The 21,057-nt window shown below is 39.9% G+C and carries 4 protein-coding genes; 2 read left to right on the plus strand and 2 right to left on the minus strand.

Features of this window, described 5'->3' with window-relative positions:
* Window positions 1-210 precede the first annotated feature (210 nt).
* Entirely contained in the window at window positions 211-17,280 is a 17,070-nt protein-coding gene (locus I4641_RS24040) for an FG-GAP-like repeat-containing protein (protein WP_304956540.1), read from the minus strand.
* 397 nt (window positions 17,281-17,677) lie between these two features.
* Here I4641_RS24040 and I4641_RS18190 point away from each other — a divergent pair, with 397 nt between their 5' ends.
* Entirely contained in the window at window positions 17,678-17,938 is a 261-nt protein-coding gene (locus I4641_RS18190; RefSeq protein ID WP_229642001.1) for a hypothetical protein, read from the plus strand.
* A 96-nt stretch (window positions 17,939-18,034) separates the two neighbouring features.
* On the opposite strand, the gene I4641_RS18195 is transcribed toward I4641_RS18190, so the two are convergent.
* Window positions 18,035-19,078: a tyrosine-type recombinase/integrase gene (locus I4641_RS18195; RefSeq protein WP_229642002.1), complete on the minus strand. Its 1,044-nt coding sequence runs from the start codon at window positions 19,076-19,078 to the stop codon at window positions 18,035-18,037.
* Window positions 19,079-19,473: 395 nt separating this feature from the next.
* Here I4641_RS18195 and I4641_RS18200 point away from each other — a divergent pair, with 395 nt between their 5' ends.
* The gene (locus I4641_RS18200) at window positions 19,474-20,916 is read left to right on the plus strand and encodes a helix-turn-helix domain-containing protein (protein WP_229642003.1); all 1,443 of its coding nucleotides are present in this window, start codon (window positions 19,474-19,476) and stop codon (window positions 20,914-20,916) included.
* Window positions 20,917-21,057 lie beyond the last annotated feature (141 nt).

Below are 21,057 nucleotides of genomic sequence, written 5' to 3' on the forward strand. Positions count from 1 at the left end.
AGATTAAGCCTTCCAGATAAATTCACTCAGTAGAGAAAACCCGCAACCAGTTCCTGGTGTGGTGTAGGTTTGAAACATATTGGACAAGGATGTGTATTTATTTTTGACATACAGCAGATTGCATTTCTATATTTAATCTGAAGGACGAATCATAAGGTTCAAACTTCTCCCAATCGAAGCTTTGCTGTGACTGCCCTTATGTATTGGCTGTTAAATATCGAGAGGGACAATACTGATGTTGTTCTCTGATTCCAAATCTAGTTGTTCGATGGGAGAAGCAATCACGAACAGGTGTTCTCCTCCTGACAGACTGTTGGGAAACTCAACCGTATCCGTAATTATCTGATTGCTATTTACTGGTAAGGCTTCCTCTATAATTGTTTCTTTGAGTAGTGAATCGGAAGCATCGGGTACATTATCGTCTGAGAGATAAATTTGAGTTATCCATGTGCCAGATTCGACTAATGCACTATTGTTTTCTGCATTCGTCACTGTAAAGGAAACATCAAGGCTTCCTCCAGGTTGAACTAAATTAGAAATATTAACATTACTTACTGCTAAATCTACCAATAGATTAGGATTTGTTTCTAACGCCTCTTGTCTATTGTTTTCCAAGATGTTTTCCGAGACACTATCTTGCTCAGGAGTTGCTTCTGTTGGAGCAGTTATAGAGATCGGAATAGCTAAAAGATTGTTATTTAATTCTGCTTCTGGTTGAATTTCTCTTTGATTTACTTCAGCTATTAAGAAATAATCTCCGTCTTCTAAGGTTGTTGGGATTAAAATATTTTCTTCATCAAAGATGTAGTTTCCATCTTCTAATACGGGTTGAGAATTTTCATCTTGAGAATTTTCATCAGCAACTACTTCAGGAACTAAAGCAATATCTTCACTTAATTCTACTCCTGTAGGTACATTGGTTATTAATCCAGTTTCATCATCAACAACTAAAGAATCATTTTCTTCTGCGTTTAATACAGGATCTATAGTTTCATCTTCTGAAATATAGAAGCGGTAAGAAGGAGGATTTTCTGGCGTAAATTCTGTTAGATTAGCGATCGCACCCTCAATATTAACTAAGCTACCTCTTTCTAAAGAGATATTGGTTTCTGTGCCGTTAACTTTTAGTTCGGTGAAGCTATAGTCGGGGAGTAAAGCATCGCCGTCGGTTTCTTCGCTCTCATCAATAGTAGCTGTAGCTATATCTGCGGAAGCTAGTATTTCTGCGTTGTCGCTAACATTGCTTAATTGAATCGAGAAAGTCTCGTTCTCTTCATCTTCGCGATCGCCAAAGACTTTGACTCTAACGGTTTTAGTTAACTCTACAGGGTTATCTTCTGTTGCAGGATTAAAAGTAAGAGTACCGCTAGTTGCTTCGTAATCTTCTCCTGCTGTAGCCGTACCATCAACGGTTGCATAATCTACGGTAACGGGTTCGTCGATAGTTTCTACGTTAAGAGTAACGGTAAATTCTGCTTCAACTTCTCCCGAATCTCCCTCTTGAATTTCTATATTTTGAATTTCTACTTGAGGATTAGAGATAGTAAATTCACCTTCATCGGAGAAAGCAGAACCAGCAAAGGTGCTGTCGATAGTTTGGACACTCCAATAATACGTGCCGTTGGGTAAATCAGATAAATTCCATTGGGTGTTGTAATTTACATTGCCCAAAGCAGGAAGCGATCGCAATCCTTCACCATCTGACATCGACGCGACAATATCATTACCCCCTGGAGTAGTACCGACGCGCAGGTTGTAAGTTAAGCCTTCGACGGGAGTTTCTTCATCCGATCCTAAATTCCATTCCAGAGTGACGCTATTTTTATTGGTTGCTGCGGTTAATTCTGTGGGTGCAGTGGGTAAGTTATTAGCTCGATCTTGCAGTAGATTTTCATAGATTGCTGGTGCGGAACTCTCAATAATTGTTCCCAGACGATTATTGTTTCCAGTTGGATTTGCCAGAAAATCTAAATCTCCGTCGCGATCGTAGTCAGCAACAGCTAGAGCATTATCAAAATTTAAAACATCAACATCTCGGAAATAAGTTCTTTGGAATTGACCGTTTTGATTTTCAAAAGCTGCGTGTTGTTCGCCCGATAAAATCACATCTAACTGACCGTCGTTATTAAAATCAGCCCAGGTAGATTTACCATTGGGGGACGTTTCTCCCAATTGTTCTGCCTCAATGTTGCTAAAACTACCATCCTGGTTATTTTGATAGATTTGATGATAGGAATCGGTATTTGTAGCAGCAGTTACCAGAAGGTCGAGATAACCATCGCTGTCATAATCGCCCCAAGCGATAGAGTTGGGATTGTCTTCACTAATATATTCAGAACCTTCTGGATTGAGAGCAATAAAATTACCTAAAATGCCAAGGTTGTTTTGGTAAATTCCAGCAATGGTAACATTTGTATTATTCTTACCAATTACCGCTAAATCTAAGTCACCATCATTATCGTAATCCGCCCAGGCAGCATCACCATTACTTAAACCCACGAGTTCGCTTTGATTTTCATCTAGTGCAAATCCCAATTCACCTTCGTTGCTGTGTATTTCAGCAATTAAACCATTTTCTCCCCTTCCCATTGAGAATAGATCTAAATCGCCGTCATTGTCGTAATCTCCCCAAGCTATTGCACCATTGTTTACTTGAGGTAGAGATAAATCCAAATTAACAGATTCATCCTCGTTATCACCGCTACCATTGGCATCATTTCGATAGATAGCTGTGGTATTTCCCGTAACAGCTAAATCTAGATCGCCATCGCCGTCATAATCGCCCCAAGCATTATCAACTCTGTCATCTTCTGCGCTTTCAGCTAGAGAAAGATCTGGGTTGAAGGTTGTTTCAGCTAGATTGAAAGTTGTTTCAGATTCGCCCAGGTTATTATCGAACAGATCCGTACCTTTGACTAAATCCAGATCGCCGTCACCGTCATAATCACCCCAAGCGGAATTACCATTGACAGCCTCGATCTCAGTTGGAGTTTCGTCGTATGGTAAATAAGTAAAACTAGATTCTGCTGCAAATTCCGAACCGAGATAACCACCGTCAACTGCTTGAACGCTCCAGTAATAGGTTACTCCTCTTTTTAGTCCGCTAGTATTATTGAGAACATATTCAAGATTAGTGCCTACATTACCAATTTCAGGCGAAAGTAATGTTCCGTTGTTGCTTATACCCGCAGCTAAAAATTCCGAACCACCAGGAGTCGTGCCAATGCGAAGATTGTAAGTAAGACTAACATCAGCAGTTTCCTCATCTGTTGCTGGACTCCACTCAAATCTTATATCTTCTCCAACACCCCCATTATCTGGAATGAATTCAAAGTCATCAAAAGAACCTGTAGTTATGTTTAATTCTTTTGGTGCTTTAGGTGCGGTATTAGAGGTATCAGGGGTGGCAATGTTGTTGCGGTAAATTTGAGCAAAAGGTAGACCTTCTTCATTATCTTCTCCAGCCGTGCCAATCAAGAGGATATCTAAATCACCATCGTTGTCGTAATCTCCCCAGCTTGCTTCACCGTTATAAGTATTGGGGATTAGAGTAGGAATTTCAGTAAATTCTTCAGTCCCATTTCCTTGAAAAATTGAAACCTGAGCATAACCATCGGCAGAATAACGAGTTGTTAGAATATCTAGGAAACCATCATTGTCGTAATCACCAAAAGAAGCAGAGCTTTTCAGAGATATAGGCTCACCATCACTGTTTTCAGCCAAATTATTCAAGCTAAAGGTATCTGTTTCTTCAAAATCCCCATTTTCATCATTGGTGTAAAGAGTAATTTGAGAAGATTCTACTACTAATACATCTAAATCGCCGTCGTTGTCATAATCTCCCCAAGCATTGGTAGCACTGCTGCCAGACCCAATCCCATTTCTTGTATCGAAAGCCCATTTTTCTACTTCATCAAAACTATCTCTGATATTTTGAGCTACGCCAAGATAACCCCATTCAGGATCGGTAGTTTGCGATGATTGTCTAAAGAGAATATCTAACTTATCTTCGTAATATAGAGTAAGCTCTAGAGGGTCTTCATCTTCAGGTCTTAAGAAATTGCCATCTACAGTAATGTAGTTCCCCCAACTTGCATAAATTGGCTCATCATTGTCAAGAACTAGATCGCCATTGCCAACTTCTTCTTTAAAAATAGGTTCGCCATTTCCGTCTTTGACTGACGAACCATCTTCATCCTCTAAATCAATTGACTCGACGTTACTAAAGCGATCGCCTCCTTCATTGCGGAAAACAGCAGCACTGTATGTAGAGTTAGAATCGAAAGTGCCATCATCGTTTTGTGTTGGTTGACCGTCCTTCCCTGCAATTACAACATCTAAGTCTCCGTCTCCGTCGTAATCTCCCCAATCTAAAGAAGTTACCTCTGAGTATCCTTCCAAAGAAGCAGCGAAGACAAATTCACCCTCGTCGTTGCGATAAATTCTGGTAAAGCCGTTTCCTGCATCATCTCCAGAAGCGATCGCAAAATCTAAATCCCCGTCGTTATCGTAATCACCCCAAGAACCGCTATTTGTCCAGAATCCTGTTTCTACTTCGGGAACTTCAAAGTCTATCGGTGTAAAGGGCTGGGCTAGTGCCAATATCTCGGTGCTATCAATGCCATCGAGGGTTTCGATAAATCCAGTGCCAGCTTCCCCAGGATTATCAAAGTCGAAGAAATTGTTGATGACAATATCGTTTTCGAGGCTAGGATAAACATCTTGGTTGTAGTCAATTACTAGAGATGAACCTCTTTGAGCTACGCCAATGCGATCGCCTCTGGTACTAGGATATTCATTATTTTCAATATTTACTTCTTGAATATCTACACCATCTAAAATTAGTGTATCGTCTTCTCCTCCTTCATCTAAGATTTGAAGGGGGTAATCTACCTGACGTAGTAGAGAGAAACCATCATCACCCAAGACTGGTTCTGTGTCTTCACTTCCTTCCTCAGTAACTATTTCTACTATTTCTAAACCAAATTCAGCCAGTTCGGGAGTTAGTCCATCGAAAACAAAACGACGGAAAGTATCGAAGCTAATAGGGAAGTTATCGGCGTTGTAAATGTATCCCTGTTGGCGGTTTCCTCCACCTAATGCAGTAAAGGCTTCTTCTACCGTTAGTTCTGCTTGTTGCTTGAGATCGTAGATATCATCACCCTCGCCACCAAGCAAGGTATCGTTGCCGTCGTCGTTGATAATTGTATCGTTACCCGCACCCGCATCAACTATGTCGCTACCCTGACCAGCTTCAATGGTGTCGTTACCAGCACCAGCAGTAATTACATCATCCCCTGCCAAACCAGTAAGAACGTTGTCGTTTGCGTCTCCTAAAATAGTATCGGCATATTCAGAAGCGATCGCCCCTTCAATATTCGAGAAAGTATCCGTTCCATTTTGACTATCTCTGACCGTACCAGTTTCTAGATTTACTACCACACTGGCTAATTCATCTCGGAAGCTAATTACATCTGTACCAGCACCACCATCTAAAACATCATCACCCTGTCCGCCATCTAGGGTATCGTTACCAGCACCAGCAATAATTACGTCGTTTCCAGTTCCGCCATAAAGTTCGTCTGCGAAACCAGAACCATAGAGTTCGTCGTTGCCTTCCCAACCATAAAGGAAGGAATAGGTAGTAGATTCGTCTGAGTTTTCAATTTCTGCTTCAGATGGTTCTGATTCTGTTCCCGAATAAAGAGTATCATTACCCGTTCCGCCGTCTAGATAATCTCTTCCCAAGTTACCAACTAACTTATCATTACCATCTCCGCCAGTAAGCACATCGGAAGCATCTGCCGTACCGATTAATTCATCATCCTCTGAAGTTCCGTTATTGTTAATCGTGAAATCAGTTGATTCGACATTATCTTCTCTAGCCGAGACAAAATCAATGTTACCTGCCTCAAATTCAGTGGTTATTCTCAAACCTAGTTGGCGATCGGATGTAGAAATACTACCATCAACAATTCGAGCTATTTCTTCAGGAAATGCATCATCGTTGGGTTTGTATGAAATGTTAACGCCTGTTTCTACTACACGAAAAACACCATCAACTTGTCTTTGTACAAAATATGCATCTAAAACGTAATCCTCGGACGAACCGTGAAGCTGGATAGTATCACCGATCGCAGCATCAAATCCTGTAATTCGAGCAATGTTACCCGAACCATAGAAATTGCCTGTAGAGTCGCCGAGAATAAATCTTTCTTTCTCAATGCGATCGCTGTTTTCTATGTCATTGAACTTAGCTACCCAAGCATCTCCACTACCCTGATTTTGACCGTTGAGTCCAGATAGAGTAGAACCAGTCAGATAGAGATTTCCTGCGCCGTCAACTGTTAGATTCTCAACATCATCATTAGCACTCGTTCCGAAATTCTGAGTCCAGATTAGATTGCTCTCGGTGTCATATTTGGCGAGAAATACGTCTGTTTGACTATTTGAAGATTCTCCTGTTCGATTTTCACCAGTAATATAAATATTATCGGACTCATCTATCGTGATGCCTTTGGGAAGATCGGCTAAAGAAGAATCAAAATCTAGAATTCTCGTCCATTCGCGATCGCCGTCAGCTTGGAATTTAGTCAACCAAATACGATCTTTGCCAACAATATCTCCACCTTCAATACCCGTAATTTCGCCGGTAACGTAAACATTGTTTTCGGAATCTACAGCAATATCTTGGGCAAATTCTACTTCTCCGAGGCTAAATTGCTGTAGCCAAACTTGTTCTAAGCCAGATTCCGTGTTTTGATATTTAGCAACCCAAATATCTCTTTGGTCGAATTCGTCTTTAGATATACCTGGAACTAATTTACCAGTAGTATCACCAGTAAGATAAATACTATCATCTGAAGAAATAGCGATCGCACTAGCTCCAGTTGAACCATCATCCGTACCGATTGTGAGAGATTCAGAATTAAAGAGGGTTTCGCGATCGTATTTAGAAAGGAAAGCATTTCCTAGTCTCGAAGCATTAGTAAAACCAACTGAATAAAGATTGCCTAAACTATCTACAGCTAAATCCAAATCTTGTCTGTTTGAATCAGCTATTTCAGCGTCAATAGATCTAACTATTTCTCTTGTAGCAGGATCGATTTGCTCTATTCTGGTAAAGAATAAATTCCCATTTATATTGCCATCCTCATCAGTATTATCGTCTGTAAAATTACGTATAGTGTAGAGGCTATTTTCATAGGCAACTATTCCCGCGACTCTAATTACGTTGCCCCCAGCTTCAAATAGTTCTCCTCCCTCAAAAATTATCCTGCCCGATGTAGTTAAAACTTGATTGATTGCGGGTGATGTTCCCTGAGAAGCTATGCTTCCATACCAAAAATCCCTATTTTCTTCTTGCTGTTCGGATTCTGAAGGTACATAACCTGGTAATATCCCTCCAGTTGTTCCAACAAAATGAACTCGACCAGTAGAATCTACCGCAATACCATTTGAGCGGTCGACTGTATTGTAGATACCCTCATCAGCATTATCAGGAATTGTAGAACCGACTTGATAAATCCAATCTATTACCTGAGTTCCTTCTAGCTCGATAATTTCTGTATCTTGCTCCGATACCTCCGTTGACGGATTGATATTTTGGGAAATAATTTCATTGGCAGTGTCGCTGTCGTAAGCTCGATCTTCGAGGACAAATTCTCTATCGGAATTTGGTATTTCAAGTAAAGGATTAATTAAGGTAACACCTTGAGAAATTATTTCGTTAGCGGTTTCGTGGTCGTAAGCCGTACCTCTGAGGGTGTAATCTCCTGGTGCTAAACCGTTTAATTCATAGTCGAAACTTGCCAAGCGAGAATCATTATTAAATGCCGTAAAGACAGGATCGATAAAGTTGATTTGTTCGGTGAGGAGGTTGCTTTCAATATCTTCTATCGAAGCATTATTAATAGTTGCAATAACTTCTTCTGTTCCAGAGAGAATAATTTGAGTATTGTTTTCGGCAGCTACAAACTCAATAACATCTTCGTTTAATCCTTCAGTTAAATAGATTAAATCGCGTTCTGGGTTAAAGTTATCGAGGACAACGTTTCTACTATCTTTATTCAGAGTAATTACCAGATCGGACTCGCTAATTTCAGCAGCAGTTACGTCTTGCAGAATTGCTAAAGTGCGGTTATCGGACTTAAGAACTATTGCCGTGTCGCCACTTTCTAGATCTTGCAGCTCTAGGTCATCAAAGGTTAGACCGTTGCTGAGATATAGTAAATCCTGTCCTGGTTTGAAGCTGTAGATAGTTTCGATCTCGCTTTCAGTATCGATAACAAATACATCTCTTCTGACCCCAGCACCAAATAAGATGTGGTTGCCAAAATCGCTTTGTTGCCATTCATTGGCATAAGTGCCGTAACCATCGTTGCGATAAACTTTAGTAATGGGATTGTTAAAGAAGTCGAAACCAGAAACTAGAATATCTAAGTCGCCGTCGCTGTCGTAATCTCCCCAACTAGAGTTACCGCCACCTACTTCGGGTAGATTGGGAATAATTTGACTGAATGAATTGGTTTCCTCGTCGTAGCGATAGATAAAAGTAGCGGGAATGCGGACGAATTCACCATCAGCAGTAAGACGGAATTGGTTGCTCAATCCAGTTATCAGTAAATCTAAGTCACCATCGTTATCGTAGTCGCCCCAGTCAACGCTACTATCTTGAACTCCTTCTACTTCTTGTAATAGGTCAAATCCGCCAGCACCGTCACCTTGATAGATACGAGCAAAACCGCGATCGACAATCGCAACTTGTTCCTCTCCGTTATCATCAACGATAATTTCGGTTTCTACTCCTCCCACTACCGCAAAATCGAGATTATTATCGCCATTGAAGTCGCCCCATTTAACCGTTCCCTGTTTGACATCTTCAACGGTGAAAACTCCGTCAAATGTCCCGTCGTTATTAAGATAAACAGTAGTAGTAAAGCTATCAGTTTGCGGATCGGCAGTACCTGAAATAATTAAATCTAAATCTCCGTCATTGTCAGCATCTCCCCAATCAACAGTACCGACATTACCAGTCAGATTTGCATCTACTTCGGTAAGATTGCCATCACCGTCGTTATTAAATAACTGAGTACGCGCCTGAGATTCATCTTCTGCATCAACGCCAGTTAGAATTAAATCTGAGTCACCATCGCTGTCGTAATCACCCCAGCTTGCAACACCGTTCTTAATTGATGTGGTAGCAGTAAGTTCGACAAAGGTAAAATTATTGTCGTTGTTTTGCCAAATGCCTGTTTTTTGTATTGCACCTTCAGCAGATTCCCCAACTAAATCTAGATCGCCGTCATTGTCGTAATCTGCCCAAGCATTCCCTGTAACGCTGTAGCCAGGTAATAAGATATTGGTCTGGTTAAATTCGTCTTCTCCCTGATTTTGATAAATGCTCTGGAAGGTATTTAGTTGTTGATAACCCTGACGAACGGTAAAGATGTCTAAATCGCTGTCACCATCATAATCTAACCAGTGAGCATTATTAATTGTAATTTGTTCGCCGATAGGTGTTTGAGGATTGAGATTATTAAGGTCGCTAAAGCCAATATTGCCATTAAGGTCAGTGAGGAAGTTGTTTAAATCCGTCCAAACATCTGCTCCTTCGTATCCTCTGAGCCAGAAATCGATTAATTCTACATCTTGAATGCCGTTAGCATCTCTGACAAGAGTATTGACAAGGGTTACAGTTTCGTCTTGAGCGTAAACTGGTTTTTTACTTTCAAACTCCAAGCGATCTGGAGCGACATTTTCTTCGTCGAAATAAGCACGGCTGAGTCGTTCTGGTTCGATACCTTCTAATATGGCTAGGGTTTCGTTGGTATCTTTATCGATAATTGCTGCACCCTGGATTATGTTACCTTCAGAATCTACAACTTCACCTTCTACTATCTCGATAAAGTTAAAGCTTAAGCCGTCAGACAACAGAATAATATCCGCATCATCTATTTCTTGGGTTTCTGGATCGAAGTTTTCGGGCAATAAAGTAAAGTCTTTGATAATGTCCGTACCCTGGTTTGGTGCGAGTACGAAGACATTTTTGCCTTTACTTTCGTTTTCTGTATTGTTTTCTTCGGTATTACTTTCTTCTGTATTCTCTTCTTCGGGATTGCTTTCTTCTGGATCGTCCCCAATTAATGTATCGTCGCCGAAACCACCAGCGAGAGTATCATCTCCATCACCACCAATTAGAACATCGTTACCCGATGCACCAAATAATTCGTCGTCTCCTGCTTCTCCCTCTAAAGTATCGTTAAATTCTTCGCTATTCTCTTCAAAACTATTTTCATCATCTCCTTGTAAGAGATCGTTGTCTTCACCACCCCTAACAATGTCGTTACCATCACCACCATTGAGGGTATCTGCTGATTCTCCCCCATCTAGAATGTCATCACCTGCTTGACCGTCTAAGATATCAAAACCTGCTTCTCCGAGAAGAGAATCATTTCCGCTACCGCCTTCTAAAGAGTCGTCATCCGCACCACCAAAGAGAGTGTCATTATCAGTACCCCCTTCTAAAGTATCTTTTCCTCCCTCGCCGTAGAGAACATCATCTTGTGCGCCTCCTCGCAAAATATCTTCGCCAAAGCCACCAAACAGACTATCCGTTCCTGTTTCACCATCTAAAAGGTCTTCTCCTCCTCCACCGATGAGAACGTCCGTATCGCTTCCTCCGCGAAGAGTATCATCTCCCGATTCACCCTCTAAAGTATCTTCTCCCGCGTCTCCAGAGAGTTCGTCATTTCCTTCACCACCGTAAAGTTCGTCATTTTCCGAACCACCTGCCAAATTGTCGTCGTCTATGCCACCGTAAAGTTCATCATCATCACTACCTCCACGAAGAATATCTCTTCCCGAATCACCGTAAAGCTCATCTTCGCCCGCTTCACCATCTAATTCATCATTGCCCACAGAGCCAACTAAGCTATCTTCACCTTGACCGCCAAGCAGACTATCGTTTCCTTCTTCTCCGAGTAAGGTATCTGCTCCGTCGCTGCCTTCTAGGGTATCGTTACCGATCGCTCCTTCTAAAAGATCGTTATCAACCCCACCGATTAAACTATCCGCACCAGCAGCACCATAAAGAGTATCTGCTCCCAGATTGCCAAAGAGGATATCGTTACCTGCTTCTCCGTAAAGAACATCCTCTCCAAATCCACCATCTAAGCTATCGTTACCAGTGCGTCCGTAGAGAGTATCTTCTCCCGATTCTCCTAAAAGTGTGTCATTGTTTGCTCCGCCGTCAAGATAGTCATCGCTGTCTCCCCCCTCTAGAGTATCTTCACCTTCTCCACCGTAGAGGGTATCTTCACCAAATTCTCCTCTGAGGGAATCATTTCCTTCTTCACCTTCGAGATAATCGGCATCGCTACCACCATCTAAAATATCATTTCCGACATCACCGTAGAGAGTGTCGCGATCGCTGCCTCCAGAAAGATTATCATTTCCTGCTCCTCCTGCTAGAGTATCTCTACCGCGATCGCCCTCTAGAATATCATTTCCTGCATCACCAACTAAATTATCATTACCGCGATCGCCTTTTAGTTCATCGTTACCTGTTCCTCCAAACAGGCGATCGTCTCCACTTCCACCAATTAAGCTGTCGTTTCCTGCTTTCCCTTCTAAAGTATCGTTTCCATTACCTCCTAGTAAGGTATCGTCTCCACTTCCACCAATTAAGCTATCGTTCCCACTTCCCCCATCAAATTCTGCTGCAACAGTTACTTCAACGAAAGCTTCTAAAGTGTCGTTGTCATCTTTACCGTTGCCAGAGATTAGGTTGACTCCGCTAAAGCTTTGGGTATTGTTAAAAGCAACTATTTGAATTGCGCCATCGGGAGTTTGAGCGATTTGGAATAGTTCGTTAGTGATATCTTTAGCTACAGCGCGATCGCTTCCTTGATTGAGAATTAAAGTACCATCAACTACATAACCCAAAGCAGGATTAAATGGCGGTTCGTTTGGTTCTATTTCTAGTAGTGTGATACTGCCGAAATCGAAGTCTTCTCTAACAGACAACCTGCCATAACCCACTTCAAACCAGGCTTGTAATCCAGCCGTTAATTCCGCACTAACATCAAATAAATCGCTAAGATCGCCACTAATTTCATTAGGACGAATCCTGCCATCATTGTCGGGGTCTACCAGATCGAAATCGACATCACCTGTTAGATTTCCGCCGACAAAACCCCTACCAACTCCTAATTCTGCGCCTCCTTCGGCGGTGACTCTGGCATTAAGGTTAAATTCGGGTAAATCGGTTAATACAGGATTACCTTGACTATCCAATACAAGATTGCCTTCATTGTCTTTTTCTTCATGTCTATCCAGAAAATAAAAACCTTGGACTTGATTTCCCGTTTGCAAACCATAGGTATCGAAACCAAAGCCCAAATTAGCATTAGCAGATAGCGAACCACCCAACCTGACTCCCAAAGGACCAACGACAGGGAAAAACTTACTTAATTCGGTACTAAAAGATAACTCTGGAATGGTGTATTCAATTAACGAAACATTATTAGCACCAGTCAGAACATTAAAAGCAGTACCCAAAGGATCGTCAAACAAAGGTATTTTCAACCCTTGAGGTAATACAAATTCTCCTTCTTCTGTTTCTCCTACTTCTTCTTTTGCTTCTGGTTGTGCCTCTTTGAAGCCTTCATCATCATTATTAAAAGTTGGAGTTAGATTACCCGAACTTAGATTGTTTAAGGTAATATCTCCTAAGTTTATGTTTCCATCGCCGTCTGCTAATAATGATAATGTGTTTGAGAAAGTATCTAAATCGTTAGTAAATTCGGCTATGTCTCTAACAGATTCAAGAAATTCTTCATATTCTGGTGCTTCATCTCCGACAAATTGACCGACAAAAGGATTGGTTGCCACTTCAATTAAACTAACTTCACCGTCTCCATTCCCACTACTAAATTCTGAATTTGGATTATCAAAGAATTCCCTAATAGCATTTACATTAGATAAAGGCTCTATATCTGCCGATATCTGTCGAACAAAAGTTCCAATCTCACTGTTTTCACCAATAATAGGGTCTAGTGTATTAACAAAAGAACCCAAAAATCCTTCCGAAAGACTCTCAGCGTTAATTGAAACATCTTTAAATATAAACGGTAGCTCAACCTCACCATCTGAATCGGTATTTATTTGACTAAAATCAAAACTTAGAAGGGTACTAAATGATGGCAAAGTAACTGTTGGCAAACCACCAATATCTCCCAGATCGGGAGCAGATACTTCTAATTTATATAAGTCAATGACGCTTAGATCTGAATAATCAAATTCATAATCAAAAGTATCTAAATCTATGCCTACTCCAAAACTTAAATCGTTATTACCTAATGCTGATTCTAATTCAACATCCAAAAATCCTAAACTGCCATTAAATACCGTATTTTGAGGTAGATTGAGAGATAAATCGATTGTGAGATCGTCAGGTATATCTGAAGGGTCATTTCCTGAAGAATCTCCACCAAGATTAAAATCAATAGCACCATCAGTTTTATTAATAGTCACCTGTAGTGCATTTTCAGCTTGAAAATCTAAATTAATATCCGCTTCTGCACTAATATCTAAACCTAAACTATCTAGAACTCCTAAATCTGGAGCAAGATTGGTCTCGAACCCTATCGGCTGTCCATCTTCACTATCTAAGCCAATATTTATAACAATTTCATTTTCATCTTCTGTCGAATTAGCAGTGATATATTCAAGACTACCTATCTCTTTTACTAAAGCTTCTACCCCACTAGCAGCAAAATTCTGAAACCCATTCGATAAACTATTTCTAATATCGCTTATAAAACCAGTAGCATCTAAATTCCCACTTAAAGCATCACCGATAAAAGGAATATCTAACTCAAAAATATCAGAACCCAAAGTATCTTCTATCTGAGCTAAAAAGCGATCAAACTCTTGAACAATCCTACTCAGACCTAAATTATCAACAATTATATCTGATACTCTATTACCAACTATTTCTGCAAAATTGCCAGAATTAACTTCTTCACCGTCCAAAAACAGTGCAGGAGGAGTAACATTATCGGGAGTTATTACTTCTTCAGGTGCAACAAATTGACCCTCGATAAAATTATATTGAGCGTTGTAATCGAGAGTTATATCTAAATCAGGTACTTCTGAGATACCAGTACTAATCTCTAGAAGCGGATTGATATTGAGTTCGCCAATTAAAGAAGGCTCTAAACTAGAATCAACTATCTCATCTGTGGTTAACCTTCCATCCCCATCATCAGAAGTGTCTTGCAGATCTAAGCCGAAATTTAGTGAAGCCTGAAACGCTTTGCCAGGATTCTCTTCAAACAACTCCTCTTCAGGATCGATACTGCGGTCGGATGCGGTTATTGCAAAATTTCCTAATTCAGTTTTTAGTGTATCTGTATTTTGAATGTTGAGGTTAACATCTACTTCGCGCTGCAACCCCGTATCGACAAAAAACTCGTTAGTATCGACGCTTACTCCAAAGTTGATAGCTGCGGAAGCATCAAAATCAAAATCTACTCCACCTGTAAAAGACAGAGGTAAACCTAAGTCAGCTAAACTTCTCGCATTGAAAGTGATATTTCCAGTATCGGGAGATTCTGTAAAATTCAACCCAAAGATAACTTCATAGTCATTATCTTCAATTAGACTAACCGATACATTTTCTAAATCATTATCAGCAAACTTCTGATTGATACTGCTAACAAATGCCTGTGGAGTGAATACATCTGTTAAATCCAATTCGCTAGAAATCGCTCCAGCAATGTTATCAAAGAAGCCAAAATTAGCATCGCTTAGGCTATCGGCAATTAAATTTAGAAAGAGATTATCACCAGTAATTTCTTCAATGACATCTTGCCCGATATCTGTCAGTAAACCCGATAATCCATCTTGAATATTGCCTATATCTTCGCCGTCAAAAACGAAGAAGCCAGAATCCTCAACATTTATGACTTCATCAAAACTACCTATAGAAACAGCAGCATCAGATGGTTCGCTAAAATTAGACTCATCCGTGCTTGTAAGATTAAAAGTAGTAGATGATGTAGAGCTTTGTTGAACGCTTGCTGAAGAAACACTATTGTTGGGATTTCTTATCGTCAGAAAACGCGGTCTTTCCGTTACATTTTCTAGAAATGCGATCGCATCATTATTATAGTAGATGCCTAGCCCTGGAATATTATTGTATATTTTCTCTTCTGTAAATAGTTCGCTTGCCCCTATGCCTGGACTGACAGCAATCCCATCGCCATTTTGATAATCTCTGATTAGGGCAAAACCTTTTCCGTTACCCAAGCCATAAGAAAGTTTTATTTCATTTCCTAAATAAAATATATCGTTTCCAGAACCACCTACTAAAACATCTATTTCATTGCTGTCAGATGACCCGCCATGAATTAAATCGTTACCGTCACCACCAAATATAGTATCGTTACCCCTTCCTCCAGAAATTGTGTCACTATCAGCACCGCCCAATAGAGTATCGCTACCTATTCTTCCAGAAATTAGATCGTTGCCACTTCCACCTACTATTGAGTCACTACCACCATCTCCAAAGAGCGAATCATTTCCAATCTCACCATAGATTACGTCGTTACCGCCATATCCTTTGATAAAGTCATTTCCACCCAGATCGAATAATTGACTATTTTCGGCTTCTCCTCTCAAAATGTTGTTACTGTCGTTACCGAAGATAGTGTCATTCTCATCTGAACCTATAGCATTTTCGATTATATATTTTGTTTTTTCTTCTTCACTTACATTTAATGGAAAAGGAGCAATAGTGAAACCACTTGTAGCATTATCAAAACTGCCAATATGAGAAACAGATAAACGAAAAGTGAATTCGTTACCATTCAGAGGCATATTACGAAGAGCGATTCTTACACCTCTGTCCAGTCCCGCAGCCGTTATAACATCATTATTTCCCCCCGTATCCCAAATTGCCTGAAATCCTTTTCCCTCAATATCATCTAGTCTATATTCACTATCACCATTCTCATAGCTTGTATTTGCGCCGTACAAATATTGCAAAGCTGCAATATCGAACCCCATAGGAGTTCCAGGGATTCTTTCTACAACTATCTGGTCTTCATCTACGCCTAAGATATTAAAGTGGTTATAAGACATAGCTGTCCACAAACCGCTATTCAAATTATTTTCACCAAAATCGTCTTCATTGTTTACACCAGGATATCTTTCTCCTTCAAAAGGGTGATCGAGTCCTAAACTGTGCATTAGTTCATGAAACAAAATAGAGAATCCAGAACTACCTTGTTGGTCTATGTCATTCCAATGTGAGCTTTTTGAGTTGAAATATATGATTCCTCTCTGCTCGAATTCTGGTGTCCATGCTCGACCAAAAAATTTACCTATGTCACTTTGATCGGGAGTGGTCTTAAAAAACTTCAAATCTGCAATATCTCTATTAGATTCTGATGCAGGCTCAAACTTAATATTGGCAATATTTTCTATTAATGGAAATATTTTTGTAACTGCGTCTATCTCAGCGTCATTCCAATTTATAGTCTCCCTAGCGAAACCGCCCAATCTATCCCCAAAGTCATCTAAGCCAGCAAAAGCTTCACCTAAAAAAGAATAAGTAAAGGTTGTTTCACCATTAACTGAGGTATTGTCTGTACCCAAGAATGGCGCAGTTTCGCCTAAAAGTAACCCGTCAATATAAATAGAATTAGTTGTTGACCCTTTCTCTCTCAGCACAAGAGCTTGCTCGATCGCAATTGATTCCCCATCAATAACTACTACCGCACTGTCATCTTCCCCTCTCAACTCCTGCAAGCGATCGCTACTCAAATCTTCTCCCAACACCAAAGCAGCAAAAATCGCCCCTTCATCTCCAGGTGTATCGCTAGAATTAATTTGGCTATCGATATAGTGTCCGTATTCTTCAATAATTACTTTGGCAACGGCTTCTGTATCCGACTGATTCGCCAATAAAAACTCTTCCGCTAAATAAATCTTGCCCGTCTGGGACGAAAACGCACCATTTGCCCCGTTAATTTGTTGCGAAGAAACAACTTCAATTTCTGGTAAAACAAAATTTCCCGTTCTCCAATCCGATCTGAAGCGATTAATGTCCGTACCGTTATTAAAAACCAATTTTATGCGATCGCTGAAATCAGAGCGATCTGCAAATTGAGCGATTAAATTATTAGCTAGGTCTTGAGAATTTTCCAATACTTCAGCAGAAACGGCATCATTAACATTAGAAAAAGATGAAGAAATATTAACTTTTGACATGAGAAAGATTGCTCAAATCGATTGGATAGCTTGTAATACAGACCGAATTACATTATTTCAACAATACTTCTAAAGACAATTGCCAGAGATTTCTTTTAGATTTGTTTAATAATTTGAGGCTTAAAACTTCTAATATCGAATGACATTGTTAATAATTAGAATTCTAGGCAACAAAAGATCGAAAAACTTTTTAGTTTGTAATTTATCTATACATTTTCTGAAAGCTCAAACTTCAAATTAAATGCAGAACTAGCGATCGTATAAAATAGATAACATCTTTGTGCCAAGCGATCGCGCATTAGCTTTTGTAGTAGCAAATAGTATCGGATTAAAAAGAAAATATCGTAGACTTGGAGAGAGATAGGGGAGAATTATCGCTTGTTTAAGGTACTTTTTTTTGTCTAGTAACTTTAGAATTAAAAAGCAAACTTTAGAAGCAGGAATTGCTGGGGCGGTAGTGACAGGGTTGCTAGTCTCAATTAGTTTAATTTTTCTACCCATTGCAATTCTTTTGGGAACTGTTGCAGTGCCTTTGGCGATCGCAGGAATTGGCTCAACGAGTCTTCGAGCATGGGAAATTTTAAATCGCGCAAATCAAGTGTTTGGACTTACAAAACAAGCTCAGATATTATTAAGCGATGAAAGTGAAAAGGCTTAAACGTGACACATATCAATAACTAGAAGAATTAACCAGATTTAATTTTGTGTACATTTTATAGACAAACTAAACACTGTGCTTATTTGATTTCCAATCTTAGAAATTAACTTCAATTTTTGCAGCAGGATTATTCTCCTGTGAACTAAGAACGTGTGTATAAACAGCAGTAGTTTTAGGATCGGCATGTCCTAAAAAATCCTGAACCTCTCGTAGAGAAGAACCGTTTTGCAAACTTAAAGTACCTGCGGTGTGACGTAAACTATGTGGGGAAATACTTCTTTCTAGATCGGTATGTTTCAAGCCGCATTTTTCTAGATAGCCATCGACAACATGACCAATTCCTCTTCTAGATAGGCGTTGAGCGTAACGACGATTAGATAAGGAGATGAATAAAGGAGATTGGAAAGTAAGCTTTTCTTTGTTAGATCTACGTGCTTGTCGATACTGAGCTATTTCTTCAGCTAAATCGGGTCGTAAAACAACTGTTCGGATGCTGTTTTTACCATCAAGCTGGAGAAAATGTTGACCGTAGGACTCGCTAACATCTCCTAGATTAGCTCGATACATTTCTATACTACGGCAGCCCTGAAGTGCCATACACCCAAGGAGTACGCGATCGCGCAATACCTGTACCTGTCTAGTCTTATCTCCCCGAATTTTATAGGTAGGAGCGACGCTATTAAATATCTGCTGCAATTCTTCCAAGCTTAAATAATTAATCGTGCTACCAATTTCCCGCTTCTCCCGTGGTGCTTTTACCCCAACAACAGGATTGTCCTTAACCAACTTATCCGCCAGACAAGCCGTATAAAAATGCTTGATAGCCAGTAAAGACAAACGAATCGTCGGAGACGTTTTCTCGCTATCGACTAAATGTTTGCGGTATTCTTTGATATTATCCTGTGTAATCAGGGCAGGATATAGCTCTCGCTCCTTACACCAACTAAGAAATTGATGAACCCGACTGCGATAAGTTTTAACCGTATCAACGCTAGCATGACCATCAGCGATAGTTAGGTTAAGATACTTCTCAAAACAGTCCACCATTGCTTTGACAGTGGGTAAAGTAGAAACCGTAGCAAGAGAGTGGCGATCGCTACGCTCCAATCTATTATCTTTACTTAATCGTCGAATTGCCATCCCTTTTCCCCTTGACCTTTCCCCTTTAACCAAACCAAAACGATAAAATCCCTAAGAAAAGTTTACTGCATAGAAGATCGAGTTATCTGCACTAAAAAGCGTTTTGAATCTTATTGCGATTGGGTATTGAGCTTTTCCATGCTTTATATCAAGCGTTACATACGTACTGCCGAAACTTACTATTCAATCGATGAATATTTAAAGACCATTAGTCTCGATCGACTTAAAGATTCAAATTAATCTGCAATAAAGCCGAAGAAACTGAATAAAATCAGATTTTTGCGCTAAGTTATTAGGCGATCGCGTTTTTTACAATTTTATTCAGACAACGTTTATATAAAAAAATGCTTTTTTTTGCCTAGCGAAACTTCAATCCTCGTATACCTAGCGTAATAATGAGACATTCTGACGCTAAAAATAAAACAAATAGTACAAAAAAACGATCTCATAAATCTAGTATCAAGAGTAAATCCGATGTTTCATCTCGAAAAGAAACAAAATCTCCTACAGAAGCACAACTGTGTCAAAACAGATTTTATGAAGAATGTCCTAGTAGCGCAATAACTGATACTGTTTATACAGCAGGAGTTGCAGGCATGGAATTTTGGGCATTAAGACACGATAGTTTAAACGGAGGAAAAGACTTTTCTTCTGGTCGAGTCGAACTGCAAATTCGGGACCGATTCGACCTGACTGACTTTGCCGAGGTAGCTTATCAAACCAAAGAAGTAATTGCTCATCAGTTTGGCGAACAAACCCTGAAATTACATTATGCCTTAGCTGCGATCGCTTTTCGTAAACCTGAAGCTTGGAAAGAGGAAATTAAAGTGTCAGTATCTAAGCTACTGGCTGACTTTGGTGAAGATAAAAAGAAGAGACGCTACATACCCAAATCAGAACGAAAAACCAACAAGAAGTCTTCTACTCGCTATTTATCCAAAGAAGAAAGACTAAGGCAAATCGCCCATCATGTATATCTATTAAAGCGGTTAGAGGTTTGGGTACGAGAATGGCGGATACGCAGCAAAGGAGTATTTGCTATTGAAAGATCGAACCTATGGGAAATTTACAGCATCACCGATATTGTTAAGGACAACGCTCGTGGAAAATCTCCTCTAATTGATATTGAGATTACCTTTCGCCCTGGCTTATGGTTTGAAAAATTTGCGGGTCATGAATATCTACGTGAATTCGGGTATTTAACCCAGGAAGCATTAAAGCTAGATCCCTATCAAGAGAGAATGGCTTTGAGGCTAGCTTATTTTGCTCTTTTTGCCATACAGTCCAACGACTATGGACGCTGTTATCAAATAGAGACTCTTCTTAAACATATTGGTTACGAAAATGAAATAGCGGCAGCCAAAGTAGAGCGGAACATTGCCTTGAACTTAAAGCGTAGCTTCGACCGAGGACTCAGAACCTTGAGAGGTTTTGAGCATCCCTATAGTTTTATATATGACTCAGATGTTCCTCGATGGGTTCTTCCAGATAGTAAAATTAAAAAGCCTAATCACTGGTTCGATAATTGGCTAGCGTGTAGTGGCACTCTACAACAACCAGAAATAACCTCAGAACAAGTAATAGAATCTATATCCGTCTCTTCTCAAGAAGAAACGACTCCTAAACTAGACAAAAAAACAGTAAAGAGTGAACAACCACTTTCCTTTGGCAAACAAATTAGAAAAGCTCGTAAAGCCAATGGAGAAAGCTTGAGAACTATGGCTAAACAAGTCAATATTTCAAGTTCTCGTTTGTCTCAAATAGAGAATGGTTGCTATCCTCATCCAGTCAGCTCAACTTTGAAAAACAGGCTTTTAGCTTATCTGGGTTTAGATTGATAGCTAACCATAGCTTACGCAAATAATTTTACACATACTGCTAGCAGCTATAAACTTCTTGCTGTAAGGGTTTGTGGTTTTTACATTCAGTGTAATTACTGTTTAGGAATGTTTAGGAACTCCTAAACAGTAATTAAAATT

The sequence above is a fragment of the Waterburya agarophytonicola KI4 genome (assembly GCF_020640915.1).
GTDB classification, from domain to species: Bacteria; Cyanobacteriota; Cyanobacteriia; order Cyanobacteriales; family Xenococcaceae; genus Waterburya; species Waterburya agarophytonicola.

What these genes read in the sequence shown, in the direction of transcription:
- I4641_RS24040 (WP_304956540.1), bottom strand. Translation starts at nt 17,280, where the DNA reads ATGTCAAAAGTTAATATTTCTTCATCTTTTTCTAATGTTAATGATGCC.
- I4641_RS18195 (WP_229642002.1), bottom strand. Translation starts at nt 19,078, where the DNA reads ATGGCAATTCGACGATTAAGTAAAGATAATAGATTGGAGCGTAGCGAT.
- I4641_RS18200 (WP_229642003.1), top strand. Translation starts at nt 19,474, where the DNA reads ATGAGACATTCTGACGCTAAAAATAAAACAAATAGTACAAAAAAACGA.